At 75.6% G+C, this 24,469-nt stretch carries 19 protein-coding genes and 1 pseudogene; 3 read left to right on the top strand and 17 right to left on the bottom strand.

What is annotated here, in order from left to right; genetic code table 11:
• Positions 1–11: 11 nt before the first annotated feature.
• The 6 genes from recR to GSF02_RS09840 form a co-directional block, all read right to left on the bottom strand.
• A complete protein-coding gene (gene recR / locus GSF02_RS09865) occupies positions 12–611 on the bottom strand; it encodes a recombination mediator RecR (protein WP_159795344.1) in 600 nt (199 codons plus the stop codon).
• A gap of 85 nt (positions 612–696) precedes the next feature.
• Positions 697–1,302: a response regulator transcription factor gene (locus GSF02_RS09860; protein WP_159795341.1), complete on the bottom strand. Its 606-nt coding sequence runs from the start codon at positions 1,300–1,302 to the stop codon at positions 697–699.
• Entirely contained in the window at positions 1,299–2,594 is a 1,296-nt protein-coding gene (locus GSF02_RS09855) for a sensor histidine kinase (protein ID WP_159795338.1), read from the bottom strand. Before GSF02_RS09855 ends, GSF02_RS09860 begins: the two co-directional genes overlap by 4 nt.
• A 56-nt stretch (positions 2,595–2,650) precedes the next feature.
• Positions 2,651–3,526 (bottom strand): ABC transporter permease, encoded by an 876-nt coding sequence (locus GSF02_RS09850; protein ID WP_159795335.1) that lies wholly within the window; start codon positions 3,524–3,526, stop codon positions 2,651–2,653.
• Positions 3,523–4,551: an ABC transporter ATP-binding protein gene (locus tag GSF02_RS19025; RefSeq protein ID WP_201308870.1), complete on the bottom strand. Its 1,029-nt coding sequence runs from the start codon at positions 4,549–4,551 to the stop codon at positions 3,523–3,525. The genes GSF02_RS09850 and GSF02_RS19025 overlap by 4 nt, the downstream gene beginning before the upstream one ends.
• 132 nt (positions 4,552–4,683) lie before the next feature.
• Positions 4,684–5,862, bottom strand: a complete 1,179-nt coding sequence (locus tag GSF02_RS09840) for a magnesium and cobalt transport protein CorA (RefSeq protein ID WP_159795332.1) — start codon at positions 5,860–5,862, stop codon at positions 4,684–4,686.
• A gap of 532 nt (positions 5,863–6,394) precedes the next feature.
• On the opposite strand from GSF02_RS09840, the gene GSF02_RS09835 reads away from it, so the two are divergent.
• The gene (locus tag GSF02_RS09835; protein ID WP_235915488.1) at positions 6,395–6,913 is read left to right on the top strand and encodes an NUDIX hydrolase; all 519 of its coding nucleotides are present in this window, start codon (positions 6,395–6,397) and stop codon (positions 6,911–6,913) included.
• Here GSF02_RS09835 and GSF02_RS09830 read toward each other — a convergent pair.
• Genes GSF02_RS09830 through GSF02_RS09790 form a run of 9 tightly spaced genes read right to left on the bottom strand, consistent with a single transcriptional unit; the run spans position 6,910 to position 19,612 of the window.
• The gene (locus tag GSF02_RS09830; RefSeq protein WP_235915487.1) at positions 6,910–7,926 is read right to left on the bottom strand and encodes a carbohydrate kinase family protein; all 1,017 of its coding nucleotides are present in this window, start codon (positions 7,924–7,926) and stop codon (positions 6,910–6,912) included. The two genes, GSF02_RS09835 and GSF02_RS09830, sit on opposite strands and share 4 nt — an antisense overlap.
• A complete protein-coding gene (locus GSF02_RS09825) occupies positions 7,923–9,239 on the bottom strand; it encodes an AGE family epimerase/isomerase (protein WP_159795326.1) in 1,317 nt (438 codons plus the stop codon). The genes GSF02_RS09830 and GSF02_RS09825 overlap by 4 nt, the downstream gene beginning before the upstream one ends.
• Positions 9,236–11,812: a glycoside hydrolase family 2 protein gene (locus tag GSF02_RS09820; protein WP_159795323.1), complete on the bottom strand. Its 2,577-nt coding sequence runs from the start codon at positions 11,810–11,812 to the stop codon at positions 9,236–9,238. The genes GSF02_RS09825 and GSF02_RS09820 overlap by 4 nt, the downstream gene beginning before the upstream one ends.
• Positions 11,809–13,980: a beta-galactosidase gene (locus tag GSF02_RS09815; protein ID WP_235915486.1), complete on the bottom strand. Its 2,172-nt coding sequence runs from the start codon at positions 13,978–13,980 to the stop codon at positions 11,809–11,811. Before GSF02_RS09815 ends, GSF02_RS09820 begins: the two co-directional genes overlap by 4 nt.
• On the bottom strand, positions 13,977–14,888 hold the full coding sequence (locus tag GSF02_RS09810; protein WP_159795320.1) for an ABC transporter ATP-binding protein: 912 nt from the start codon (positions 14,886–14,888) through the stop codon (positions 13,977–13,979). Before GSF02_RS09810 ends, GSF02_RS09815 begins: the two co-directional genes overlap by 4 nt.
• A complete protein-coding gene (locus tag GSF02_RS09805) occupies positions 14,885–15,808 on the bottom strand; it encodes an ABC transporter ATP-binding protein (protein WP_159795317.1) in 924 nt (307 codons plus the stop codon). Before GSF02_RS09805 ends, GSF02_RS09810 begins: the two co-directional genes overlap by 4 nt.
• Positions 15,805–16,875 carry an ABC transporter permease gene (locus tag GSF02_RS09800; RefSeq protein ID WP_159795314.1) on the bottom strand — a complete coding sequence of 357 codons (1,071 nt, stop codon included), beginning with the start codon at positions 16,873–16,875 and terminating at the stop codon, positions 15,805–15,807. Before GSF02_RS09800 ends, GSF02_RS09805 begins: the two co-directional genes overlap by 4 nt.
• A gap of 14 nt (positions 16,876–16,889) precedes the next feature.
• Positions 16,890–17,879: an ABC transporter permease gene (locus tag GSF02_RS09795; protein ID WP_159795311.1), complete on the bottom strand. Its 990-nt coding sequence runs from the start codon at positions 17,877–17,879 to the stop codon at positions 16,890–16,892.
• A gap of 35 nt (positions 17,880–17,914) precedes the next feature.
• A complete protein-coding gene (locus GSF02_RS09790; RefSeq protein ID WP_159795308.1) occupies positions 17,915–19,612 on the bottom strand; it encodes an ABC transporter substrate-binding protein in 1,698 nt (565 codons plus the stop codon).
• A 155-nt stretch (positions 19,613–19,767) separates the two neighbouring features.
• On the opposite strand from GSF02_RS09790, the gene GSF02_RS09785 reads away from it, so the two are divergent.
• On the top strand, positions 19,768–21,009 hold the full coding sequence (locus tag GSF02_RS09785) for an ROK family transcriptional regulator (RefSeq protein WP_159795305.1): 1,242 nt from the start codon (positions 19,768–19,770) through the stop codon (positions 21,007–21,009).
• Positions 21,006–23,144: an alpha-galactosidase gene (locus tag GSF02_RS09780; RefSeq protein ID WP_159795302.1), complete on the top strand. Its 2,139-nt coding sequence runs from the start codon at positions 21,006–21,008 to the stop codon at positions 23,142–23,144. The genes GSF02_RS09785 and GSF02_RS09780 overlap by 4 nt, the downstream gene beginning before the upstream one ends.
• A gap of 62 nt (positions 23,145–23,206) precedes the next feature.
• Here GSF02_RS09780 and GSF02_RS09775 read toward each other — a convergent pair whose 3' ends face one another.
• Entirely contained in the window at positions 23,207–23,626 is a 420-nt protein-coding gene (locus GSF02_RS09775; RefSeq protein ID WP_159795299.1) for an NUDIX hydrolase, read from the bottom strand.
• A 38-nt stretch (positions 23,627–23,664) separates the two neighbouring features.
• A pseudogene (locus tag GSF02_RS09770) lies at positions 23,665–24,469 on the bottom strand (hypothetical protein); the annotation flags it as partial.

Raw genomic sequence — 24,469 nt, 5'->3', positions numbered from 1 at the left:
TCGGGCCGGCCTCAGCGGCCGACCACGCGCCGTCCCTCGAACGCCCGGCCGAGGGTGACCTCGTCGGCGTACTCCAAGTCTCCGCCGACCGGCAGACCGCTGGCCAGGCGCGAGACGGTGATGCCCATCGGCCCGATGAGGCGGGCCAGGTAGGTGGCCGTGGCCTCGCCCTCGACGTTCGGGTCGGTGGCGAGGATGACCTCCTGCACCACGCCGTCGGCCAGGCGGGACATGAGCTCCGCGGTGCGCAGGTCGTCCGGGCCCACGCCCTCGATCGGGTTGATGGCGCCGCCGAGCACGTGGTACCGCCCGCGGAACTCGCGCGTGCGCTCGATGGCGACCACGTCCTTGGGCTCCTCGACCACGCAGATGACCTCGTCGCTGCGGCGCGGGTCCAGGCAGATGCGGCAGCGCTCGGCCTCGGCGACGTTGCCGCACACCTCGCAGAACCGCACGCGCGCCTTGACCTCGGTCAGCGCGTCGACCAGGCGGCGCACGTCCCCGGCGTCGGCCGCGAGCAGGTGGAACGCGATGCGCTGGGCGCTCTTGGGCCCGACCCCGGGCAGGCGGCCGAGCTCGTCGATCAGGTCCTGGACAGCGCCCTCGTACACGGGACCAGCCTACGGGCCGCCGGGGACACCGCCGCAGCCGCGCGAGACGGCCACCGAGGTGCCCGTCGAGGCGCCCGTCGAGCGCCTACAGCCAGCCCTGCGCGCGGGCCAGCCGCACCGCCTCGTGCCGGTTGCTCGCGCCGAGCTTGGCGACCGCCGAGGACAGGTAGTTGCGCACGGTGCCGGGGGCCAGGGCGGCCCGCTGGGCGATCTCCTCCACGGGCGCGCCGTCGGCGGCGAGCTCGAGCACGTCGGCCTCCCGCGCGGTGAGCGGGGAGTCGCCGGCGGCGATCGCCTCGGCGGCCAGCTCGGAGTCCACGTACCGCCCGCCCGCGGCGACCTGCCGCACCGCGGTGGCCAGCACGCCGGCCGACACGGTCTTGGGCAGGAACGCCCGCGCCCCCACCGCCAGCGCCCGCTTGAGGTAGCCGGGCCGGCCGTGGCTCGTGACGACGGCGATGCCGCAGCCCGGCACGCTGCGCGCGACCCGCTCGGCCACCTCGATGCCGTCCAGGCCGGGCATCTGCAGGTCGAGCACGGCGACGTCGGGCCGCACGGCCTCGATCACCGCGAGCGCCTCCGTGCCGGAGCCGGCGACGGCCACGACCTCGATGTCCTCCTCGAGCGCCAGCAGGGTGGCGACGGCGTCGCGGATGAGGGTCTCGTCGTCCGCGAGCACCACGCGGATCATGCGCGCTCCTTCGGGTCGGTGGGTGCCGGGCCGGCGGGCTCGGCGGGACGCTCCGGCTCGACGACGGCGGGCACCCGCGCGGTGAGCACGAACCGGTCGCCGTCGAACCGCGTGGTGACGCCGCCGCCGACGGCGGCGAGCCGCTCGCGCAGGCCCGCCAGGCCGTTGCCGTCCGCCCCGCCGTGCGCCCCGGGGCGCACGGCGGAGCGGACGCCGTCGTTGCTCACGGTGAGCACGGTGGCGCCGTCGGCCTGCTGGAGCCGCAGCACGCACTCGCCGGCGGCGGAGTGCCGCACCACGTTGGTGACGGCCTCGCGCACCACCCAGGCCAGCGCCTCCTGGCGCCGCGGGTCGAGCGGCGGCACCGCGCCCAGCACGCGCACGGCGATGCCGGCGGCGGCCAGCACCGACCGCGCGCCGGCCAGCTCGGTCGCGAGGTCGACCGAGCGGTAGCCGGCGACGACGCCGCGCACCTCGCGGGAGGAGTCCTGGGCGAGCGTGCGCACGGCGAGGATCTCGTCGACGGCGCGGGCGTCGCCGCGCCGCGCCAGCTCGGCGGCCAGCTCGCTCTTGACCGCCACGGTGGCGAGCGCGCGCCCGACGACGTCGTGCACGTCGCGGGCGATGCGCAGCCGCTCCTCGGCCACCGCGAGGCGGGTCGTGGCGTCGCGGGCGGCGTCGAGCTCGCGCACCACCTCGAGGATCCACACGGACAGCCGGAAGCTGAGCATGGACGCGGTGATGATGAAGGCCGACAGGACCGCGATCCCGACCGGCCCGGGGACCCCGGCCAGCACCCGCCCGAGCCCGACCACCGCGGCCGCGGCGAGGGAGCCCACCACGAGCGGTCGCGAGCGCAGCACCGGGCTGACGGCGCCGACCGTGAACATGCCCGCCGTGACCAGCACGACGGAGCGGGGGTCCTCGGTGTACCAGAAGCCGTCGTACGGCGGGGGCAGCGACGGCACCGCGCTCAGGGCGAGCGCCGCGAGGGCCGCCGAGACGACGGCGAAGACCGCGAGCGTGGCCCGGAAGGGCCGCCCGCGCTCGGGCGCCGGCGCCATCCCCAGGTGCAGGACGGCGATGCTCAGGCCCGTGTGGGCCAGCGCCAGCGCCAGCAGCGCGCCGGCCACCGGCGGGCTGGGCGGGTCGTGCGCCAGGGCCGCGGCGGCGACGAGGAAGAGGAACGGCTCGAGCAGGCAGACCACGTACAGCGTGGTCCGGGTGTACAGCTCGACGCCGCGGACGCCGGTCATCCCCCGTCCCAGGGCAGGGCGGGGCGCGCGGTCCATGGCGTCAGCCTGCCACGGACCGCGCGCGACGCCGGAGTCCCCCGCCCGGCGCCCGCTCAGCGCTGCGGCTCCCACCGCATCCACCGCCGGGCGGCGTACCAGGCCAGCCCCAGCCACGCGAGCAGCACCGCCACCGGCAGCGCGGCCTGGGCGAACGTCTCGCCCAGGGCGAGTGCGGCGCCGTCGGCGTCGGTCCCGGTCAGGCCGAGCCGGAACAGCGACGCGACGGCGTGCATCGGGGTGAACCGGGCGACGTCGTCGAACCCGCCGCCCCCGGCCGGGGCGACGACGCCGGAGAACACCATGAGCACCGCCAGGGCCGGCAGCGTGGTCAGCTGCGCCGACTCCACGGTCCGCGAGACGCCCGAGGTGGCCGCGGCCAGCAGCACCAGCGTCGGGGTGACCAGCACGAGCGCCACGACCACCAGCACCGGGTTGGCCAGCGGCGGCGGGGCGAGCAGCAGCGCCACGGCGGCATACCCGAGCACGAGCTGCACCGCCGTGATCAGCAGAGCGGGCACGGCCGCCGCCGCCAGCAGCTCGGGCCGCGAGCACTCGCCCGTCAGCAGCCGCTTGAGCACCAGCTCCTGGCGGCGCGCCACGTAGGTGGTGGTGAGGTTGTAGTACACGACGAACAGCAGGCTCATCGCGGCCAGCTGCTGCAGGATCAGCGGACCGGCCACGTCCGGGTCGGCGTCCGGCCCGAGGGTGCCCGAGATCGTCGAGAAGAACAGCACGAACAACGGGCTGATCGCGACCGCGTTGAACAGCGCCGTGCCGTTGCGCAGCAGCAGCAGGGTCTCCGCCCGGGCCAGGGCGGCCACGCGGCGCAGCGAGAACGCCGCCGGGCGGCGCGACGCGGTGCCGCGGCGGGCCGCACCGGCGTGCGCCTCGGTCGAGGCCGTGGACGGGGTGACGGGTGCGGCGCTCATGCGACCACCTCCGGTCGGTTCGGGCCGGCGGCGGGCGTGCCGGCGTCGGACGATGCGGTGCCGGACGGTGCGGGGCCGGCGGCGGTCCGCTCCGCGAGGGCCAGGAACGCCTGCTCCAGCGACGCCGACCGCGCGTCGAGGTGGTGCAGGCGCAGCTCCAGGCGGCGGGCCCAGGCGAGCACGGCCTCGAGGTCCTCCTGCAGCCGCTCGGTGCGCAACCGCACCCGCTCGCGGTCCACCGTGGCGTCGAGGAGACCGGCCAGCGGCGGCAGGTCCTCCGGGTCGACGACGACGGTGCGCCCGGCGGCGTCGCGCGCCTCGAGCTCGATCGTGGCGGGCTCGGCCGCGACGACGTCGGCCACGGTGCCCTCGCGCACGATGCGCCCGCCGCTCATGATCGCGACGCGGTCGGCGAGCGCCTCGGCCTCGTCGAGGTAGTGGGTGGTCAGCAGCACCGTGGTGCCCGCCGCCTGCAGGCTGCGCACCAGCCGCCAGGTGGCCTGCCGGCTCTCCGGGTCCAGGCCCGTGGTCGGCTCGTCGAGGAACAGCACCTCCGGCTCGCCCAGGATCGCCAGCGCCAGGTCGAGGCGGCGGCGCTCGCCGCCGGACAGGCTCGCCACCCGCACGTCGGCGCGGTGGGTCAGCGCGACGGCGTCGAGCGCCTCGGCCTGCGGGCGCGGGCTGGTCATCGTGGACGCCCACATGCGCACGGTCTCGGCCACGGTGAGGTCGGAGGAGAACCCCGCCTCCTGGAGCATCACGCCCACCCGGTCGATCACCCGGCGGCGCTCGCGGTACGGGTCGTGGCCGAGCACGCGGACCTCGCCGCCGTCGGCCGGGGCGAGACCCTCGATCATCTCGACGAGCGACGTCTTGCCGGCACCGTTGGTGCCCAGCAGGGCGACGAGCTCGCCGCGGTGGACCTCGAGGTCGACGCCGCGGACGGCCTCGAAGCCGCCGTAGCGGCGCCGGGCCCCGCGGACCGAGATCATCGGCGCGGTCGCTGGCTTCGGTGATGGGCTCATGGCTCGAGCCTCCCGGCGCCCGGGGCCCGCCGGTAGTGCGTGCCGTCACCGGTCCGTGTGGGAGCTGCACGGGCCGGGCATGACGGATGTCATGCCCGGCCGCGCGCGCCGTCCGGCGGCCGGGCGCCGCCGTCAGATCCAGCGCTTGAGGCGGAACACCCCGTACAGCGTGACGCTCACCGCGACCATCGCCGCCAGCGCGAACGGGTAGCCGTAGGCCCAGTGCAGCTCGGGGATGTCGTCGAAGTTCATCCCGTACACGGTGCCCACCAGCGTGGGGGCGAACAGGATGGCCGCCCACGAGGAGATCTTCTTGATCTCCTCGTTCTGGGCCTTGGCCTCCTCGTTCTGCCGCTGCGCCACGAGGGTGGCGTTCACGGTGAGGATGTCGCGCAGGGCGGAGCGGAACGTGTCCACGCGCTCGGCGACCTCGGTGAGGTGGTCGGCGACGTCGCGCAGCGACGCCTGCAGCTCCTCGTCGACGCCGTACTTGGCCGACCCCTGCGCGAGCGCCGAGCACACCTGCCGCAGCGGCCGCACGGCGCGCTGGAAGTCGGCCACCTCGCGCGACAGCTCGTAGATGCGGCGGGAGGCCTCGGTGCCGCCGCCCAGCACGTCCGTCTCGATCTCGTCGATGTCGTTCTCCAGGCCCGCGACGACCGGCGCGTAGCCGTCCGCGACGGCGTCGAGGATCGCGTAGAGCACCGCCTGCGGGCCGCGGGCGAGCATCTGCGGGTCGTCCTCGAGCCGCGCGCGCACGGCCGCCAGGTCGGGCGAGGCGCCGTGCCGCACGGTGACCACGAAGTCCGCGCCCACGAACACGTGCAGCTCGCCGAACTCGACGCTCTCGGTGGCGTCGACGTACCGCGCGGCGCGCAGCACCACGAACAGCGTGTCGCCGTACCGCTCGAGCTTGGGTCGCTGGTGCGCCTGGATGGCGTCCTCGACCGCCAGCGGGTGCAGGTCGAACGCGGCGGCCAGCGAGGTCAGCTCGTCGGCGTCGGGCCGGTCGAGGCCGATCCACGCCAGGCTGTCCGCCCCGTCGGGCCGCGAGCGCAGGGCGTGCAGGGTCTCCGGGACGCGGGCGTGGCTCGAGACGCGCCGCCCGCGCTCGTAGATGGCTGCCGCGGCGACGGCGTCGTGCCCGGCGTCCCGGCCCGGCGCCGTGCGGGCGCCCGGCACGGGGTCGCCGGGACGGCGGCGGGCGCGCAGCACGCCGCGCAGGGCGGACGGCAGCGAGGACGGCGCCGACGGGGCCGCGGGCAGCGACGTCGTCGGGCGGGTGGGGCGGGTGGGCTGGGACACGACCATGGGGACCTCCGCAGGGGCGCAGGCGCACGGGCGCTCGGGGCGGGTGCTCGGCGCTCCGAGGGATGCTCGGGGAGCGGGCTGCCTCCGGTGGCCTCAGGACAGGCCGGCTCGGGGCAGGGAGCACACGCGCGACGGCGCGGCCGTGCGGCCGGGGTGAGTGGTGCGCGGGTGCGGCGCCACGGCTGGCGCGTCGGTCGGGCGGGGCCGCCGGGGCGTCAGCCGCGGCGGGGACTACTGGGGGGCTCGCTGCGCTGCACGGCGTGCCACCTCCCTTCGTCCCCGGGGCGCCCGGTGCGGTCCGGGCGCGCGATCGTGCCCGCCGGGGAGTCCGGCCGGGCCTCGGCGATTCTAGGCCCGCGGCGCCGGCGGCTGCCACGGCGGGCGCGGGCTCGGCGCCGTGAGCCCGGCCACGTGGGCCGGCCGCGCCGCCCCGAGCGTCCCGCCCCGTCGCGCTCCGCCACCGCGAGGACGACACCGCGGGACCCTCACCACCAGCCCGCCCCGAGGCAGCGCCGGGTGCAGGATGGGCGGCATGGTCGAGCTGGTCGCGCTGTACGACGACGCCGGTCACCCCACGGGCGAGGTGGCGGACCGGGCGCGCGTGCGGGCGCAGAACCTGCGGCACGCGGCCACCGCCGTCGTCGTGCGCGACCCGGCCGGGCGCGTCTACGTGCACCGGCGCACCGACACCAAGGACGTCTACCCCGGCCTGCACGACTTCTGCGCCGGCGGGGTGCTGCAGGCCGGGGAGGACCCGGCGGCGTCCGCGGAGCGGGAGCTCGCCGAGGAGCTCGGCGTCACCGGGGTGCCGCTGCGGCCGCTCGGCGAGGCCGACTACGCCGACGAGCGCACCCGCTACCACGCCTACCTCTACGAGTGCACCTACGACGGGCCGGTCACGTGGCAGCCCGAGGAGGTGGCGTGGGGCGCGTGGGTGGAGCCGGCCGCGCTGCTGCGGATGCTGGACGAGGTGCCGTTCGTGCCGGACTCGACCGCGAACCTGCGCGGCTGGCTCGACGCGCTCGGCGCCGCCGCGCCCGGGCCCTCCTAGTAGTCCGGTCCGGGGGCCGGCGCCTGGGCGACGGCCTCCAGCTCGGCGTGGGTCGGCGGGTCGGCGCCGGGCCGCGAGACGGTGATCGCCGCGGCGGCGGCCGCCCAGGACGCCGCCCGGCGCAGCTCGGCGGCGCTCAGCACCGCCAGCACCTCGCGTGCGCCGGGGCCGTGCGCGCCGAGCGTCACGAGCGCGTCGAGCAGGGCGCCCATGAACGTGTCGCCCGCGCCGATGGTGTCGGCGACCTCCACGGTCACGCCGGGCACGGTCACGACGTCGTCGCCCCGGACCAGCACGCTGCCGTCGCCGCCGCGGGTGACGACCACGAGCACCGGCCCCGCGGCCGCCCAGGCGCGCGCGGTGGCGACCGGGTCCGTGCCGGGGTGGTACCAGGCGAGGTCCTCCTCGGACACCTTGACCACGTCGCTGAGCGCGACCAGCCGCTCGACGCGCGGCAGCACCCGCGCGACGTCCGGCGTGATGCCGGGGCGGGCGTTCGGGTCGAACGTCACCAGGGCTCGGCCGTGGGCGGCGCGCAGGGCCTGCTCGACGGCGTCCGCGCCGGGGTCGAGCACCGTGGCGATGGAGCCGGCGTGCACGACGGCGGGCCGAGCGCCGGCCGTCGCGCGGGCGACGGTCTCGGGCACGAGGTCCCACGTCAGGTCGAAGTCGTACGTCGCCGACCCGTCGGCGGCGAGCCGCACGGCGGCCGTGGACGTCCGGCCGGTGGCCGGCGGCTGGGCCACCACCCGCACGTCGGAGGCCTCGAGCCAGTCCCACGCGGCGGCGCCGCGCTCGTCGTCGGCCAGGGTGGTCACCAGCACCGGCCCCCGCCCGAGCCGGCCGAGGGTGACTGCCACGTTGGCCGGGCTGCCGCCGGGCAGCTCGCGCACCCCGCCGCGGCCGTCACCGTCACCGCCGTCGGCGGGCACGACGTCGATCAGCGTCTCGCCGATCACCACCAGCGGCCCCTCGGGGACGGGTGCCGGTGCCATGTCGAGGTGGGCGTTCATGCCAGCCCTCCCTCGGCCGTCAGCCGCCCCTCGCGCAGCGCCCGGGCCAGCATGGGCGCCAGCGGCAGGCGGGGCACCAGCGTGGTCTGCACCGCGTGGTACAGGTCGGGCTTGCCGGGCCAGACCGTCGCGGCCGGGAGGTTGGCCGGGTCCAGCTCGTGGTGCCAGGACCCGGCGGCACGATCGATCAGGTACCGCTCGGCGTAGTCCCACCAGGCGGCGTACCGGTCGGCGAACCGTCGCTGGCCCGTCCTGCGGTGCAGCGCGGCGGCCGTGCCGATCGCCTCGGCCACCACCCAGTGCATCCGCTGGCGCTCCACCGGCGTGCCGTCCCAGTCGGTGGTGTAGACGAAACCGTCGGCCCCGTCGACGGCCCAGCCGTCGGCGACCGCCCGGTCGAACAGCCGCACCGCCGCGGCGGCCAGCGCCTCGTCGTCGCCGGCCTCGCCACTCCCGAGCGCCGCCTCCACGTGCAGCAGCAGCCGGGCCCACTCCAGCCCGTGGCCGGGCGTGGCGCCGTACGGCTTGAACGGGTCGCCGGGCCGGTCCCGGTTGAGCTCCAGGTCGGGGTTCCAGTCCGGCCCGAAGTGCTCGGGCAGGCGGTCGCCGTGGGCGTCGGCGAGCTCGACCACGAACCGGGCCGCGCGGGTGGCGCGCTCGCGCCACGCCGCCGCTCCCCCGCCGATCGCCGTGGCCTCGGGGCCCTCCAGCGCCTCGACGGCGTCCGCCACCGACAGCAGGGCCTCGACCGAGTGCATCGTGGCGTTCAGGCCGCGGTAGTCGTCAGGCCGCGTGAACGCCACGTCCCAGGTGTCCACGGGTCGCCCGACGCTCTCGTCCCAGAAGTACCGCAGGTAGACGTCGGCGGCCTCGGCCAGCAGCGTGGTCCCGCCCGGGCGGCCCGCCAGCGCCGCCGACGAGGCCGCCAGCAGCACGAACGCGTGGTCGTAGCAGGACTTGCCCGAGGCGGCGTCGGGCGCGCCGTCGGCGTCCAGGGCGTGGAACCAGCCGCCGTGCTCGGCGTCGCGCAGCCGGCCGGTCAGGCCCGCGAGCGCGGCGTCCGCGACCGGGGCGCTGCCCGGCACGCCGAGCAGCACCCCCAGGCAGTACACGTGCGCGGTGCGGGCGGTGACCCAGGTCTGCACGCCCTGGGCGGGGTCCGGCTCGCCCGCGTCGTCGAGGTACGCCGCGCCGCCCGCGGGCAGGCCCGCGCGGGTGCCGAACGCCAGCAGGCGGCGGCACTCGGCGTCGAGCCACACGCGGTGCGTCGGCGCGGTGAGCCAGTCGACGGGGACGACGGGGGGAACGGTCACGGACGGGTCCCTTCGGGGGGCAGGAGGAGGTCGTTGGCACAGCGCACGGCGGCCGCGAAGGCGTCCGGGGCGCCGACGCCGGACGTCACGCGCAGCGTGACCGCCCGGCCGGCCCGCACGGTCACCATGCCATCGTCGACCGTAGCGGCCGGGTCCACCACGTCGACGGGGCAGAACACGTCGCGGGCGTACGACGTGGCGGTCACGTGCAGCAGGCAGCCGCCGTCGGTCGCCTCGGCCCGCACCTGCAGCGGCGCCGGGTCGAGCCGCTGGTCCACCACCTCGGCCCCGTGCCGGTACGCGGTCGCGAACCCGGCAGCGGCGTCGTCGGGCTCGGCCACGACCACCTCGGCGGCCGGGTCGCCGAACGCGGCGACGTCGGCCGGCACCGTCAGCGTCGCGGCACCGCGCGCGGGCACCGCCGCCTCGAGCGTCGCCTTGGCCAGCACCGTGCCGTCGAACGCCTCGCGCGTGACGGTGAAGGTGCCCGCGTACGGCTCGCCCGTGTCGTTGACCAGGACGAGCGCGAGGGTGTCGGGCTCGGGCTCGAGCCCTTCCCACGCGGCCGCCCGGGCGGCGTCCGACGCCCGGGGCTGGAGCGTGGCCAGGCGCGGGGCGTAGGCCGCGCGCAGCGCGTGCCACAGCGGCTTGCGGTGCTCGTCGAAGTCGACCGCCGCCCAGGACACGACCGGCCAGTTGTCGTTGAGCTGCCACAGGATCGTGCCGGTGTTGTGCGGCGTCAGGGAGCGGAAGTGCTCGACGCCGAACCGGATGGCGTGCGCCTGGTTGAGCTGGGTGGTCCAGTGCCAGTCGGTGATCGTGGTCGGGTCGGGCAGGTGGCCCTGCCAGCCGCGCTCGAGCTTGGCGTTGCCGAGGTTGGCCTTCTGGTGCACCAGCATCTGCGGCCCGAACGGGTCCAGCGGCTCGTCGTGCACCACGGCGGTGAGGGTGGACCAGGCGGGCGGCGCCTGGAACCCGAACTCGGAGACGAACCGCGGCTTGTACCGCGCGTAGACGGTGTAGTCGGCGCGGTTCCACACGTCCCAGACGTGCATGGTGCCGTACCGCTCGTCGTTGGGGTGCCGGTAGTCGCCGAACGAGTACGGGCTGGCCGGCGAGTACGGCCGGGTGGGGTCCAGCTCGGCGAGCACGCGCGGCAGCAGCTCGCTGTAGTAGGCGTCGCCCCAGCCACGGCCCTCCAGACGCCCCGCCCAGCCCCAGTCCACCGAGCCCCAGGTGTTCTCGTTGTTGCCGTTCCAGATCACCAGCGACGGGTGCGGGGCCAGCCGCGTCACGTTCTCGCGGGCCTCCGCCTCGATCTCGGCGCGCATGGCCGGGCCCTCGTCGTAGGCCGCGCAGGCGAACAGGAAGTCCTGCCACATCAGCAGCCCGCGCTCGTCCGCCAGGTCGTACAGGTCGTCCGACTCGTAGATGCCGCCGCCCCACACGCGCAGCAGGTTGACGTTGGCCTCGAGCGCGTCGGCCACCCGCCGGGCGTACCGGTCGCGGTCGATCTCGGTGAGGAACGCGTGGTCGGGGATCCAGTTGGCGCCGCGCACCAGCACCGGCTCCCCGTTGACCTTGAGCACGAACGGCGCGCCGGCGGCGTCGGGGGTGGTGTCGACCTCGACGGTGCGGAACCCGACGCGTCCCGACCACGCCGCGACGTCGGCGCCGGCGGACGCGGTGACCTCGACGCCGTACAGCGGCTGGTCGCCGTGCCCGACGGGCCACCACCGGCGCACGTCGGTCACGGTCGCCAGGACGACGGCGGAGGTCTCGCCCGCGGGCACGGTGCCGCTGGCGTGCAGCGCCTCGCCGTCGGGGTCCGTGACGGTGACGACGAGCGGCACGTCGGCGTCGGGGCGCACGCCGTCGCGCTCGATCTCGACGTGCACGGTCAGCAGTCCGTCGTGCCCGCCCTCGGCGCCCGGGACGACGTCGACCAGCGGCCGCACCGCCGCGACCCGCACGCCGGACCACGCGTCCAGCCCGACGGGCTTCCAGATGCCCGCCCCGGCGACGTCGATGCCCCAGTCCCAGCCGAACGAGCAGGCCATCTTGCGCAGCTGGTTGTACTCGTGGTGGTTGGTGCGCGGCAGCGCGCCGTCCCGCGCGGCGCGGGCGGCGGCCTCCGGCACGGGGGCGGCGAACGTGACGGTGAGGGTGTTCTCGCCCTCGCGCAGGGCCTCGCGCACGTCCCAGCGGTACGAGCGGTGCATGTTCTCGGCCCGCCCCACCGCGACGCCGTTGAGCTCCACCGTGGCCACGGTGTCGAGGCCGTGGGCGACCAGGTCGTGGCGCGCGGCGCCGTCGTCGGACCACGCGAACGTGGTCGTGAAGCGCCACGCAGTGTCGCCGACCCACTGCTGGGCCGCCTCGTTGTCGCCGTCGAACGGGTCGGCGATCAGCCCCGCGCGGCGCAGGTCCAGGTGCGCCTCGCCGGGCACGACGGCGGGCACGCCGTCCGCGAGCGCCGCGGCGAGGCCGTCGGGCGCGCCGTCGGGCAGGGCGGCGGCGGAGAGGGTCCAGCCCTCGTGCAGGGGACGGAAGGTCGGGGGGACGAACGTCATCGTGGGTCCTCGGGTCGCAGGGTCGGTGCTGAGGAGGCTGAGGAGGCTGAGGAGGCTGAGAGTGCAGAGGGCGCCGAGCCGTCGGCGGACGCACCGGGGCGGGGCGGCTCGCGCAGGACGCGCACGCCCCCGGCGGGGATCGTGACCACGGGGCCGACCTCCGCCGCGGCGAGCAGGTCGGTGCCCGCCGCCGCGACCTTGCGGTCGGTGCCGGTGTGGTTGAGCAGGAACAGGTAGGACCGGTCGTCGCCGACGCGGCGCACGGCCTCGACGCCGGGGTCCGCCTCGACCGTCCGCGGCACGCCGGAGTCGTCCAGCAGCCGGGCGGTGACCCGGTCGACGCCGTCGGGCGGCAGCGCGGCCGACACGTACCAGGCCGCGCCGCGGCCCACCGCGCGGCGGGTGACGGCCGGCCCGCCGGCGAGCGGTCCGCTGGTGTACCGCACGACGGCGTCCGCCCCGTCGAGGTGGACGCGCTCGGTCCAGTCCTCGACGCGGCCGCCGTCGTCGAGCAGCACCTGCTCGCCGACCTGCAGGGGGTAGAGCTCGTCCGACCACGCGCCGAGCACGTCGCGGAACGCCCCGGGGAACCCGCCGGTGCGCACCTGGGCGTCCGGCTCGCAGACGCCGGACAGGTACGTGACGAGCAGCGTGCCGCCCCGCTCGGGGACCGCGGCGACCCGACGGGCCGTCTCGTCGTCCACGACCAGGAGCGTGGGCACGACGACCAGGTCGTAGGCGTCGAGGTCCGCCCACGGGGGCACGACGTCGCAGAGCACCTGCCGCTCCCACAGCGCCCGGTGCCACGCGCGCAGCTCCCGGCCGTACCGCAGGCCGCGGTGCGGCTTGAGGCCGTGCTGCAGCGCCCAGCCGGCGACGTCGTCGACGACGATCGCGGCGCGCGCCGGCTCCACCCGCGTGCCCTGGACCTCCGCCAGCGCGCGCAGGTGCGCCCCGAGCGTCACCACCTCCTGCCACACCCGGGACCGGGTGCCGCTGTGCGGCAGCATCGCCGAGTGGAACTGCTCCGCGCCGGCGCGCGAGGCGCGCCACTGGAAGAACAGGACCCCGTCCGAGCCGCGCGCGACGTGCGCGAGCGCGTTGCGCTCGATCTCCCCGGCCTCCTTGGCGCGGTTGCGCTGCTGCCAGCTCGGCCCGCCGGTGGAGGTCTCCATCAGCAGCCACGGGCGCCGCTCCGCCGACATGCCGCGCATGCGGTCGGCGGCGAACGCGAGGTCCTGCTCGCGCAGCGGGTCGTCGACGAGCGTGTAGTGGTCGTTGGCCGCCACGGCGGTGTGCGGCGCCCAGGCGGCGTAGTCGACGACCTGCGCGCCGGCCCCGACCATCATGTTGGTCGTCACGGGCCCGGCGGAGTGCCGCTCGAGGACCTCCTTCTCCGCCAGGTAGTGCGCCAGCAGCGCGTCGGAGGAGTAGCGCTCGTAGTCGAGGAACAGCCCGGGGTTGGGGGCGCCGTGCCGCCCGCGCGGCGGGTCGATCTCGTCCCACGCCCCATACCGGTGCCCCCACTGGGCGGTGCCCCAGGCGGCGTTGACCGCCTCCAGGGACCCGTACCGGGCGGCCAGCCAGTGCCGGAAGGCCGCCGCCGACACGTCGCAGTAGCAGCGGGCGTTGCCGCCGCCCAGCTCGTTGCCGACGTGCCACAGCCGCACCGCGGGGTGGTGGCCGTAGCGCTCCGCGAGCGCGGCGACGTGGCGCAGCGCGTACCGCCGGTACAGCGGCGAGGCGGGGCACCAGGCGTTGCGGCCCCCCGGCGGCTCGCGGTAGCCGTCGGCGAGGACCGGCGCGATCTCGGGGTGGGCGCTGAGCAGCCAGCTCGGCGGCGCCGCCGTGGGGGTCGCCAGGTCGACGCCGATGCCGTGGCGGTGCAGCAGCGCGACGGCGTCGTCCAGCCAGGACCAGTCGCGCACGCCGTCGGACGTCTCGACGGTGCCCCAGGCGAACACGCCCAGCGTGACGAGGTTGACGCCCGCCTCGCGCATGAGGCGCACGTCCTCGTCCCACACCTCGCGGGGCCACTGCTCGGGGTTGTAGTCCCCGCCGTAGGCCAGGCCGTCCGCGAGCCGGACGGGCGGCGCCGGGCGCGCGGGCGGGACCACCGCGGGCACGAACTCCACGCTCACGTGCGCTGCACCTCGCTCCTCGCTCACGCGCCCTGCACCTCGCGGGCCGTCGCGGACGGCACTCCCGCCTCCGTCCACTCCCCGGTGAAGTGGTCGAAGCACACGCTGTTGTCGATCGCCTCGCGGTCCACCGCCGCCTGCGCGGTGACCCGGTGCTCGCGCTCCGGGTCGGGCGCCGCCATCGCGAGCAGCCGGGTGTAGGCGTGGTGGGGGTCGAGGATCACGGCGTCGGCGGGCCCGCGCTCGACGACGCGCCCGCGGTACAGCACCACGATCTCGTCCGAGAAGTGCCGGGCGGTCGCCAGGTCGTGCGTGATGTACAGGACGGCCAGGCGGTCCTCGCGCTGGAGGCGGCCCAGCAGGTTGAGCACGCCGAGGCGGATCGAGACGTCGAGCATCGACACCGGCTCGTCCGCGACGAGCACCTGGGCGCCCGGGGCCAGCGCGCGGGCGATCGCCACGCGCTGGCGCTGCCCGCCGGACAGCTCGTGCGGGCGCCGCGGCGCGATCGTCTCGGCGGGCGTCAGGTTGACCCGCTCGAGGAGCTCCAGGACGCGCTCGTGCGTCTCCTGCGCCGTGCGGGTGCGCTGGTGGATCCGCAGCGGGCGCGCGACGTGGTGCTCGATCGAGTGGAAGGGGTTGAGCGACGCGAACGGGTCCTGGAACACCATCTGCACCTGCCGGCGGTACAGCGACCCCTGCACGGGCGTGCCGTCGTCGAGCCGCACGTCCACCGTGCCCGAGGTGGGCCGCTCCATGCGCGTGAGGATCTTGGCGATGGTGGACTTCCCGGACCCCGACTCCCCCACCAGGGCCACGGTGCGACCCGGCACGAGGTCGAGGCTCACGTGGTCGACGGCGCGCAGCCGGGTGCGTCGCAGCCCGGACCGCAGGGAGTAGTCCTTGACCAGGTCGGTCACGTGGACGCGCGTCATGCCTGGGCCTCCGTGCTCTCGGCCGGCGACGTCTCGTCGACGCCGGTGCGGATGAAGCCGCCGCGGGCGCCGGACAGGCTCGGGAACGACCCGAGCAGCCGGCGCGTGTACGGGTGCTGCGCCGCGCGGTACAGGCGGTCGGCGGTGTCGAGCTCCACGATCTCGCCGGCCAGCATGACGGCGATGCGGTCGCTGATCTCCAGCAGCAGCGGCAGGTCGTGGGTGATGAAGACGACGGCGAAGTCGAGCTCGTCGCGCAGCCGCACGATCTCGCGCAGGATCTCGCGCTGGACGACGACGTCGAGGGCAGTGGTCGGCTCGTCCATGATCATGATCTGCGGCTCGAGCAGCATCGCCATCGCGATCATCACGCGCTGGCGCATGCCGCCGGACAGCTCGTGGGGGTAGGACCCGAGCCGCCGCGGGTCGACGCCCACCCGCTCGAGCACCTCCTCGGAGCGCGCCCGCACCGCCGCGCGGGACATCCCCGGCCGGTGGGCCAGGAGCGTGTCCCGCAGCTGCGCCCGCACCGTGGTGACCGGGTTGAGCGCGTTCATCGCGCCCTGGAACACCATGGAGAGCTTGTCCCAGCGGAACGCGCGCAGCTGGGCGTCGGTGAGCGCCAGCACGTCGACGTCCTGGCCGCCGCGGTCGTGGAACGTGATGCTGCCGGCGGCGATGCGCGCCGGCGGCCGGTGCAGCCGGTTCACCGCGTAGGCGAGCGTCGTCTTGCCGCAGCCGGACTCGCCGGCCAGGCCGAGGATCTCGCCGCGGTGGAGCGTCAGGCTCGCGTCCTTGACGGCGGTGACGGGCTGGTCGACCTCGTAGACGACGGTGAGGTGGTCGATCGTGAGCACCGCGTCGCTCGCGCGGCCGGCGGCGCCCGGGCCGCCGCCGAGCACAGGGGCTGTCGTGGTCATCGGGAAGCCACCTCCGGGGCCCTGCTGTCCGCGCCGTCGGACGCGCCGCCGTCGGCCGGGACGCCGCGGCGCGCGGAGCGGGCCAGCTCGCGCTCGAGCCGCGCCGCCCGCCGCGCGCGCTTGCGGTGCAGGCGCAGGTTCTTGAGCTTGGGGTTGATGATCTCGTCGATCGAGAAGTTGATGAGGGACAGGCCGGTGCCGAAGAGCGCGATCATCAGGCCCGGCGGCACGAACCACCACCACGCGCCGAGCGACAGGGCGAACCCGTTCTGGGCGTAGAAGAGCATCGTGCCGAGCGTCGAGGAGTTCGCCGCGCCGAGGCCGATGAAGGACAGCCCCGCCTCGCCGAGGATCGCGGCGATGACCGCGAACACGAACTGCGAGGCCAGCACCGGCAGGAGGTTCGGCAGGATCTCCACGACGATGACGCGCCACGGCTTCTCGCCGGCGACCTTGGCCGCCGCCACGTAGTCGCGGTTGCGCACCGACAGGGTCTGGGCGCGCAGCACGCGGGCCGACGCCGCCCAGCTCGTCAGCGCGAGCACGACGGCGATGGTCCACAGGCCGCGGCTCTCCCGGGGCACGAACCCCGAGATGACGATGACCAGCGGCAGGCCCGGGATGACCAGGAACACGTTCGACAGCAGGGAGAACGCCTCGTCCACGATGCCGCCGCGGTAGGCGCCGTAGATGCCGAAGAAGGCGGACAGGACGGTGGCGAGCACGCCGACCAGCAGGCCGATCTGCAGCGAGCCGCGGGTGGCGAACGCGAGCTGGGCCAGCACGTCCTGGCCGGTCTGGGTGGTGCCCAGCAGGAACTGCGACGACGGCGGCGTGAGGCCCTGGTCGCGGACGGTCTGGGGGTCGCCGACCAGGTACGGGGCGACGACGCCGAAGAGCGTGATCACGGCGACGAGGACGAGGCCGAGGGCCAGCCAGGGCGTCATCGTCGGCAGCAGCATGCGCCAGCCGCGCGGCGGGCGCCGGCCCTCCTCGGCGGCCGCGGAGGCGAGCCGGTCGGCCGCGTCGGCGACGACGGGCTCGTTGGCGGGGGTCACGTTGGTCATGGACGGGCCTCCTGTCAGGACCGGGCGCGGGTGCGCGGGTCGATGAGGCCGTAGAGCAGGTCGACGACCAGGTTGGCGCCGAGCACGGCCAGCGTGATGAAGAGGAAGACGCCCTGCATCAGCGCGTAGTCGTTGTTGGTCACTGCGCCGAGCAGCCGCCCGCCGATCCCGGGGTAGGAGAACACCTGCTCGGTGACCACCGAGCCGGAGACCACGAACCCGAGCGAGATGGCGAAGCCGGCCACGGACGGCAGCACCGCGTTGCGCGAGGCGTACGAGCGCAGGATCTTCAGCGGCGACAGGCCCTTGGCCTCGGCCGTGAGGACGTAGTCCTCGGACAGCGTCGAGACCATCATGTTGCGCATCCCCAGCAGCCAGCCGCCGACGGAGGCGAGCACGACGGTCAGCGCCGGCAGGATGCCGTGCTGCACCGCGGAGAGGATGAACTCCCCGTTCCACCCGGGGTCCAGCACGACGTCGTAGCCGCCCTGCAGCGGGAACCACCCCAGGACCCGCGCGAGCAGGTAGGCGAGGATCAGGGCGAGCCAGAAGTACGGCACGGCGGCGAGCAGCGTCCCCGCCGGCACGAGCGAGTCGAGCCAGGTGCCCGGGCGCCAGCCGACGAACGCGCCGAGCAGGACGCCGAGCACCGCGGCGATCACGGTGGACAGCCCCACGAGCACCACCGTCCAGGGCAGGGACGCCATGATGACGTCCGACACCTTGGCCGGGTAGTAGCTCACCGAGACGCCCAGGTCGCCCCGGAAGAGGTTCCCCAGGTAGCTGAGGTACTGGTTCCACAGGGGCTGCGAGTCGTCGCCCCCGAGGAGGAGGGCGTAGGCCTCCCGGGTCTCCGGCGTCACGCTGCCGCCACGCTGCTGCAGCTTGGCGAGCAGGATGTCGACCGGGTTGCCGGGCAGCAGGCGGGGGATCGCGAAGTTGAGGGTCAGCGCGGCCCACAACGCCACGACGTAGAAGCCCAGCTTGCGCAGGAAATAGCTCACGGCGGTCCCTTCTCCTCGGGGGCGACGTCAGGGCCTCAGCCCTGCGGCTCCAGGCGCTTGAAGATCTCGGCGGAGTCGAGCGCCGACCAGACCGCCGGGAAGGCGTAGAGGTCGTCGTCGGCCGGCCAGCCCGTGAACTTCGCCGTGTTCCAGATGCTCGTGGTGCCGCCCGTCATGACGGGGATGTAGGGCATCTCGTTGACGATGGCCTGCTGGATCGTGTCGAAGTACTGCTGGCGCGCAGCGGAGTCGTCCAGCGGGAGCTTCGCCAGCTCGGCGATGGCGGCGTCCACGTCCGGGTTGGCGTACCGCGCGAAGTTCTCGCCGGCGGTCTCGCCGACCTTCGCCCCGGACGCCGAGGAGAAGTAGTAGTTGTACAGGTAGTACGGGTCGGGCGCCGGGCCCTGCCCCAGGGAGTCGATGACGAGCTGGAAGCGGCCGGAGGTCTTCTTCTCGGTCCACTCGTTCCAGGACGACTGCGCCGCCTGGAGGTCGATGCCGGCGGCCTTGGCCTGCGAGGCCATCGCGTCGAGCGCCGTGATGTAGTCGGTCCAGCCGGTGACCACCTCGACGGTCAGCGACAGGCGCTCGCCGTCCTTCGCGTAGATGCCGTCGGAGCCCTTCTGCCAGCCCGCCGCCTCGAGGATCTCCGCCGCCTTGCCCGGGTCCGCCGTCATGGGCACGGTCTTCTCCTCGACCGTGTCGGAGATGAACGCGTCCTGGCTGGGCGTCAGGGCGAACGTCGGCGACATCTCGCCCGCCGTCTCCTGGAAGGCCAGCTTGTTGAGCTGGGTCCGGTCGATCGCGTAGTACAGCGCCTGCCGCACCGCGGGGTCGGTCTGCGGGCCGGTGCAGCCCATCTCGGCGCTGGAGCACGTGGCGAGCACCATCTGCATCTGCCACTGCGTGTACGCGTCGTAGCTCGGGAAGTTCTTGTTGGTGTTCTGGATGTCCGGGATCGGGCCGGTCTGCCAGTCGACCGTGCCGGCGGCGATGGCGTCCGCTCCCGCCTGGTTGCCGGACAGGGCCAGGAAGCGGATGTGCTTCACGGCCGGCTCGCCGCCCCAGTAGTCGGGGTTCGCGTCGTAGGTGAACGCCTGCGGCTTGTAGTCGCCGAGCACGTAGGCGCCCGTGCCGACCGGCTCCTCGATGACGTCCTCGGTGGGGTTGACGTCCTTCCACAGGTGCTCGGGCACGATCGGGGTGTTGAGGACGTCGGGGCCCTTGACGAACGCCGGCGCGCCGAAGGTGAACGTCACGTGCGTGTCGTCGACGGCCGCCACGTCGGCGTCGAAGCCGATGCTGTTGATGGCCGGTGTGCTCTTGAGCAGCTCGAACGTGAACACGACGTCGTCGGCCGTGAACGCCTCGCCGTCGCTCCAGGTGACGCCCTCGCGCAGCGTCACGGTGAGCACCGTGCCGTCCTCGTTCCACGACTGCTCGGTGCCGAGCAGCGGCACGGGGTCGCCGACCTCCGCCTTGTTGAGGAAGAACAGCGGCTCGTAGATGGTGCCGAGGCCGCCGATCCGCGTCGGCGAGAACGGGTTGAAGTTGATCTGGTAGTCACCCGCCTGGCCGGTGTAGGCCACGAGCGTGGCGTCGCCGCCACCGCCGCCGCTGGACTCGCCGGTGCCGCCGCCGGACGAGCCGGAGCACGCGGTCAGGAGCAGGCCGAGCGCCGCAGCGCCCGCGAGCACCGCGGCACGACGCCGGGTGCGGGTCTTGTGGAGCATCGTCGGTCCTTTCTGCCGGGCAGCAGCGCCCGCAGTCCTCGTCGGCCTGCCACCTCGCCGGCCGGACGCCACCGGGAGCGGCGTCGCCGTGTATTCTTGACTCACTTAATTAAAGTGGTCAAGTAGGACGCGACCACCAGTTCGAGAGGGCGACGATGCTGCACAATGGTGCGGGGCGGGCGACCGCCGCGCGCATGCTGGACCTCCTGCGCACGGCCGGCACCCTCAGCCGGGTCGAGCTCGCGGAGCAGTCGGGCCTGACGGCCGCCACCATCACCAACGTCGTGCGCCGGCTCATCGACGACGGCCTCGTCCACGAGGTCGGCCGCGAGTCGCTGCAGGGCCGCGGCCAGCCCCGGCGCCTGCTGGAGCTCGACCCGTCGGCCTGGTACGCCGTCGGCATCCAGGTGGACCGCACGACGACGACGATCGTCGTCGTCGACTTCGCCGGCGGCCGCGTGGCCTCGGCAGGGCTGCGCGGCTCGGGCACCAGCGGGCCCGAGGAGACCGTGACGACGCTGGCCGACCACGTGACCGACCTGCTCCACAGCGCCCAGGTCCCGCGGGACCGGGTGCTGGGCGTCTGCCTCGTGACGCACGGCCCGCAGGACCGCGAGCGCGGGGTGCTCCTCACGGCGCAGCCCACGCCGGAGTGGCTCGAGTACCCGCTCACCTCGACCCTCTCGCAGCGCCTGGGGCTCCCCGTGCTGCTGGAGAACGACGCCACCGCCGCGGCCCTCGGCGAGCAGTGGGCCGGGACGGTCGCCACCGACACGTTCGGGCTGATCTACATGGCCTCCGGCATCGGCGGCGGCGTCGTCGTCGACGGCGACGCCTACCGCGGCCGCGCGTCCAACGCCGTCGAGATCGGCCACGTGGCGCTCAGCGGCGGCCGCACGCCGTGCGTCTGCGGCAACCGCGGCTGCGCCCAGGCGGAGGCCGGGCCCCGCACCGTGGTCGAGCAGGTGCTCGCCGACGAGCCGCTCGCCGAGCGCCTCGGCGTCCGCGGGGCGATCGACAGCACGCTCGCGGACTTCGAGCGGGTGGCCCGCGCCTGGCGCGCCGGCGACCCGGCCGCCACGGCCATCCTGGAGCGCTCGGCGCGGTGGGTCGGGCAGGCGGCCGTGACGCTCGTGAACCTCTTCGACCTCGACACGGTGGTGCTGGCCGGGCCGGCCTTCGTCACCACCGGCCCCCTCTACCAGCGCCTGATCCTCGCCGAGCTCGAAGAGCGCGCGCTGAGCCGGACGCTCAGCGCACCCACCGTGCTGCTGTCCACCGATGTCGGCACCGCCGCGGCGATCGGCGGCGCGCTGCACGTCCTGCGCACCATCCCCGTCGACCGCGACACCCTCCAGCACCGATCCTCCGCCCCCGCACCCGAGGGAGAACCGTGACCGAGCAGCCCACCTGGACCGTCCTGCGCCGCGACGGCGTCGCCGTCGTCGTCGCCCTGCCGACCGCCGGCCTGCCCGCCGTGCTGCACTGGGGGGCCGACCTCGGCCCGCTCGAGCCGGCCGACCTCGCGGCGCTGGACCGGGCCACCAGCCGCCAGACCCCGCCCGGCACGCTCGACGCCGCGTGGCGCCTGCCGCTGGTGCCCCAGGAGTCCGACGGCTGGGCGGGGCGACCCGGCCTGCTCGCCACGCGCGACGGCCGCCCGCTGTTCCCGCGGTGGACGGCCCGGGTGGAGCAGGCGGACGACGGGCGCGCGGACGTCGTGGCCACCGACGCCGACGCCGGCCTGACCCTGCGCACCCGCCTCGAGATCGGCGCCGGCGGCCTGGTGCTGCTCGAGCACGAGCTGGTCAACGACGCCCCCGGCGAGGTCGAGGTCGTCTGGCTCGAGGCCACCCTGCCCGTGGCCCGGACCGCCGACCACCTGACCACCTTCGGCGGGCGCTGGACGCGCGAGAAGTCGCCGCTGACCACGCCGATGCCCCGCGGGACCACCACGCGCGAGTCGCGCCGCGGCCGCGGCGGGCACGACGCGCCGTGGGTGACGCTCGCGTCCGCCGGGGCGCCGCGCAACCGCACCGGCGAGGTGTGGGCGGTGCACCTGGGGTGGAGCGCCGACGTGCGTCACCGCACCGACCGGGTGACCGAGCACGCGACGCTGCTCGGGGCGGGCGAGCTGCTGCGCCCCGCCGAGATCCGCCTGGCCCCGGGCGAGTCGTACAGCACCCCGACGGCGTACTTCGCGTGGTCGGCCGCGGGCCTCGACGGCGTCGCCTCGCGGTTCCACACCTGGCTGCGGGCCCGGCCGCAGCACCCGCGCACGCCGCGCCCGCTCGTGCTCAACACCTGGGAGGCCGTCTACTTCGACCACGACCCGGCCCGGCTCGAGCAGCTCGCGCGCCGCGCCGCGGCCGTCGGGGTCGAGCGGTTCGTGCTCGACGACGGGTGGTTCCTGGCCCGCCGCGACGACACCGCCGGCCTCGGCGACTGGGAGGTCGACCCGGCCGTGTGGCCCGACGGCCTCGAGCCGCTGGCCGAGCTGGTGCACTCCCTCGGCATGCAGCTCGGGCTGTGGTTCGAGCCGGAGATGGTCAACCTCGACTCGGACCTGGCCCGGGCCCACCCGGACTGGCTGCTCGCCAACCCGGCGTCGGTGCCGTCCCCGGACGGCCTGTCGTTCCGCACGCAGTACGTGCTCGACCTGGCCCGGCCCGAGGCGTGGGAGCACGTCCGGGCGCAGATGTCGGCGGTGATCGGCCGGCTCGGCGTCGACTTCGTCAAGTGGGACCACAACCGCGACCTCGTCGAGCCGGTGCACGACGGCGCCCCGGGCACGCACGCGCAGACGCTGGCCGCCTACCGGCTGATCGAGCGGCTCAAGGCGGACCACCCGGGCCTGGAGATCGAGTCGTGCTCCTCGGGCGGCGCCCGCACCGACCTGGGGATCCTCGCCCGCACCGACCGGGTGTGGGCCTCGGACTCCAACGACCCGGTCGAGCGCCAGGACATCCAGCGCTGGACGGAGCTGGTGCTGCCGCCGGAGCTGATCGGTGCGCACGTGGGCCCCTCCCCCGCGCACTCCTCGGGGCGGGCGGCGGCGCTGTCCTACCGGATCGCCACCTCGCTGCAGGGCTCGGCGGGCTTCGAGTGGGACATCCTGCAGTGCAGCGAGGAGGAGACCGCCGCCATCACCGCGTTCGGCGCGCTGTACAAGGAGCTGCGCGGCCTGCTGCACTCCGGCACGGTGGTGCACCCCGACGTGGTGGACCCCGCGCTGCGGGTGCGGGGCGTCGTGGCCGCCGACCGCGGCGAGGCGGTGTTCACGGTGGCCACCGTGGCGTCGCTCGAGGAGGCGCTGACCGAGCGGGTGCGCCTCGAGGGGCTGGACCCGCAGCGCCGTTACGCCGTGCGGGTCCGCGACGAGATCGGCGCCGGGCGGTGGGGCTGGATCACGCCGGCGTGGATCGGCAAGGAGCCGGTGGTGCTGCCCGGGCGCGTGCTGAGCGAGATCGGGCTGCAGCTGCCGACGCTGTGGCCGGTCCAGGCGCTCGTCGTGCACGTCACCGCTGTCTGACGCCGGTCGGCGCGTCGGCCGGGCGGTGCCGGCCGGCGCGCCGGCGCCGGGCAGCGCGCCGGTCAGCGCCCGGCGTCGACGGCGGCGGCCAGCAGGTCGAGGGACAGCGGCGCGACGGGGTAGGGCGTGACCGGCGCCGCCGGGTCGACCCACACGAGGTCCTCGAGCTCGGCCTGAGGCCGCGGGTCGAACCCGGCCGGCAGCTCGACCGCGAACGCGTGCGCGTCGACCACGTGGTCGGGCTCGTTGGCCGCGACGGCCGACCAGCGGCCGAGCGGGCGCACGGCGTCCGGCGCGACGTCGGCCCCGATCTCCTCGGCGACCTCGCGCAGCAGCGCCGCCAGCGGCTCCTCGCCCGGCTCGATCTTGCCGCCCACCTGCATGAACGCCGCCGTCCCGCGCTTGCGGACGAGCAGGAACCGCCCGTCGCGGACGATCACGGCGGCGACGATGTTCAGCACGGTGGGCGATGCGGCGGGCACCCCGCCAGGGTAGGCGCTGTCGGCTGGGCCTCGCGGCGTCACTCGTTGTCCAGCTTCTCCTCGATCACCGTGCCGTCGAGCATCCGCACCACGAGCGGCACGCCGACCAGCCCGGTGGACGTGATGTCCGGGTCGTCGGCGGAGACGTCGTCGTAGTAGGCGTCCGGGACGGTCGGGCGCGCACCGGCGCCGGCCGGCGGCGCGGGCGCCGCGCCGCGGGCCTGCAGCGCGTGGCGCTGCACCGCCTCGAGCGGGGACTCACGCCGCAGACCTGCAGGAGCCGGCACGGGCGCCGACGCGGGCGCGGCAGCAGGAGCGGCAGCCGGCGGGGCAGCCGCGGGTGCCGGGGCGGCCGCCGGCGCGGCCGGGGGCGTGGCGACAGGGCTCGCGACCGGCGCGCTCGCCGCCGGGCGCGCCGGCACCGGGTCGGCCGCCGGGGACCCGGGAGGGCCCCAGTCCGGGCCGGGGTCGTCGGCCGCGGCGGGATCCTTGAGCGGGACGCCGGCGAGCCACGCCGCGTCGGCCTCGTTGACCGCCACCGACTGGACGGTCACGGGAAGGTCCGGTGCGGGGAGGCCCGACGCGTCGGCGAACCGCTCGACCGGGCGCTCGTCAGGGCCGGCGGTCCGGGGTCGCGGCACCTCCTGCGCGGGGATGGCCAGCTCGACCGGACGCTCGACCACCGCGACGGCGGACGCCTGCGGGGAGCGCCCCGGCGCGCCGGAGGTCGGCACGGCGGGGCGGTCGTCGCGCGCCGGGCGGTCGTCGCGCGCCGGGCGGCCGTGCGCGGAGGGCGCGGGCGGCGCCTGCACGGCACTGCCCCGGGCGGCACCGTCCGGCGCG

The sequence above is a fragment of the Puerhibacterium puerhi genome (genome assembly GCF_009846865.1).
Taxonomy (GTDB): domain Bacteria; phylum Actinomycetota; class Actinomycetes; order Actinomycetales; family Cellulomonadaceae; genus Puerhibacterium; species Puerhibacterium puerhi.
The sequence above is the reverse complement of the archived record's forward strand: the minus strand, read 5'-3'. Positions and strand labels throughout refer to the sequence as shown.

Bases quoted from the DNA above. Each gene is read 5' to 3' on its own strand.
- GSF02_RS09860 (WP_159795341.1), bottom strand. From the start codon at position 1,302: ATGATCCGCGTGGTGCTCGCGGACGACGAGACCCTCATCCGCGACGCC.
- GSF02_RS09855 (WP_159795338.1), bottom strand. From the start codon at position 2,594: ATGGACCGCGCGCCCCGCCCTGCCCTGGGACGGGGGATGACCGGCGTC.
- GSF02_RS09850 (WP_159795335.1), bottom strand. From the start codon at position 3,526: ATGAGCGCCGCACCCGTCACCCCGTCCACGGCCTCGACCGAGGCGCAC.
- GSF02_RS19025 (WP_201308870.1), bottom strand. From the start codon at position 4,551: ATGAGCCCATCACCGAAGCCAGCGACCGCGCCGATGATCTCGGTCCGC.
- GSF02_RS09840 (WP_159795332.1), bottom strand. From the start codon at position 5,862: ATGGTCGTGTCCCAGCCCACCCGCCCCACCCGCCCGACGACGTCGCTG.
- GSF02_RS09835 (WP_235915488.1), top strand. From the start codon at position 6,395: ATGGTCGAGCTGGTCGCGCTGTACGACGACGCCGGTCACCCCACGGGC.
- GSF02_RS09830 (WP_235915487.1), bottom strand. From the start codon at position 7,926: ATGAACGCCCACCTCGACATGGCACCGGCACCCGTCCCCGAGGGGCCG.
- GSF02_RS09820 (WP_159795323.1), bottom strand. From the start codon at position 11,812: ATGACGTTCGTCCCCCCGACCTTCCGTCCCCTGCACGAGGGCTGGACC.
- GSF02_RS09810 (WP_159795320.1), bottom strand. From the start codon at position 14,888: ATGACGCGCGTCCACGTGACCGACCTGGTCAAGGACTACTCCCTGCGG.
- GSF02_RS09805 (WP_159795317.1), bottom strand. From the start codon at position 15,808: ATGACCACGACAGCCCCTGTGCTCGGCGGCGGCCCGGGCGCCGCCGGC.
- GSF02_RS09800 (WP_159795314.1), bottom strand. From the start codon at position 16,875: ATGACCAACGTGACCCCCGCCAACGAGCCCGTCGTCGCCGACGCGGCC.
- GSF02_RS09790 (WP_159795308.1), bottom strand. From the start codon at position 19,612: ATGCTCCACAAGACCCGCACCCGGCGTCGTGCCGCGGTGCTCGCGGGC.
- GSF02_RS09785 (WP_159795305.1), top strand. From the start codon at position 19,768: ATGCTGCACAATGGTGCGGGGCGGGCGACCGCCGCGCGCATGCTGGAC.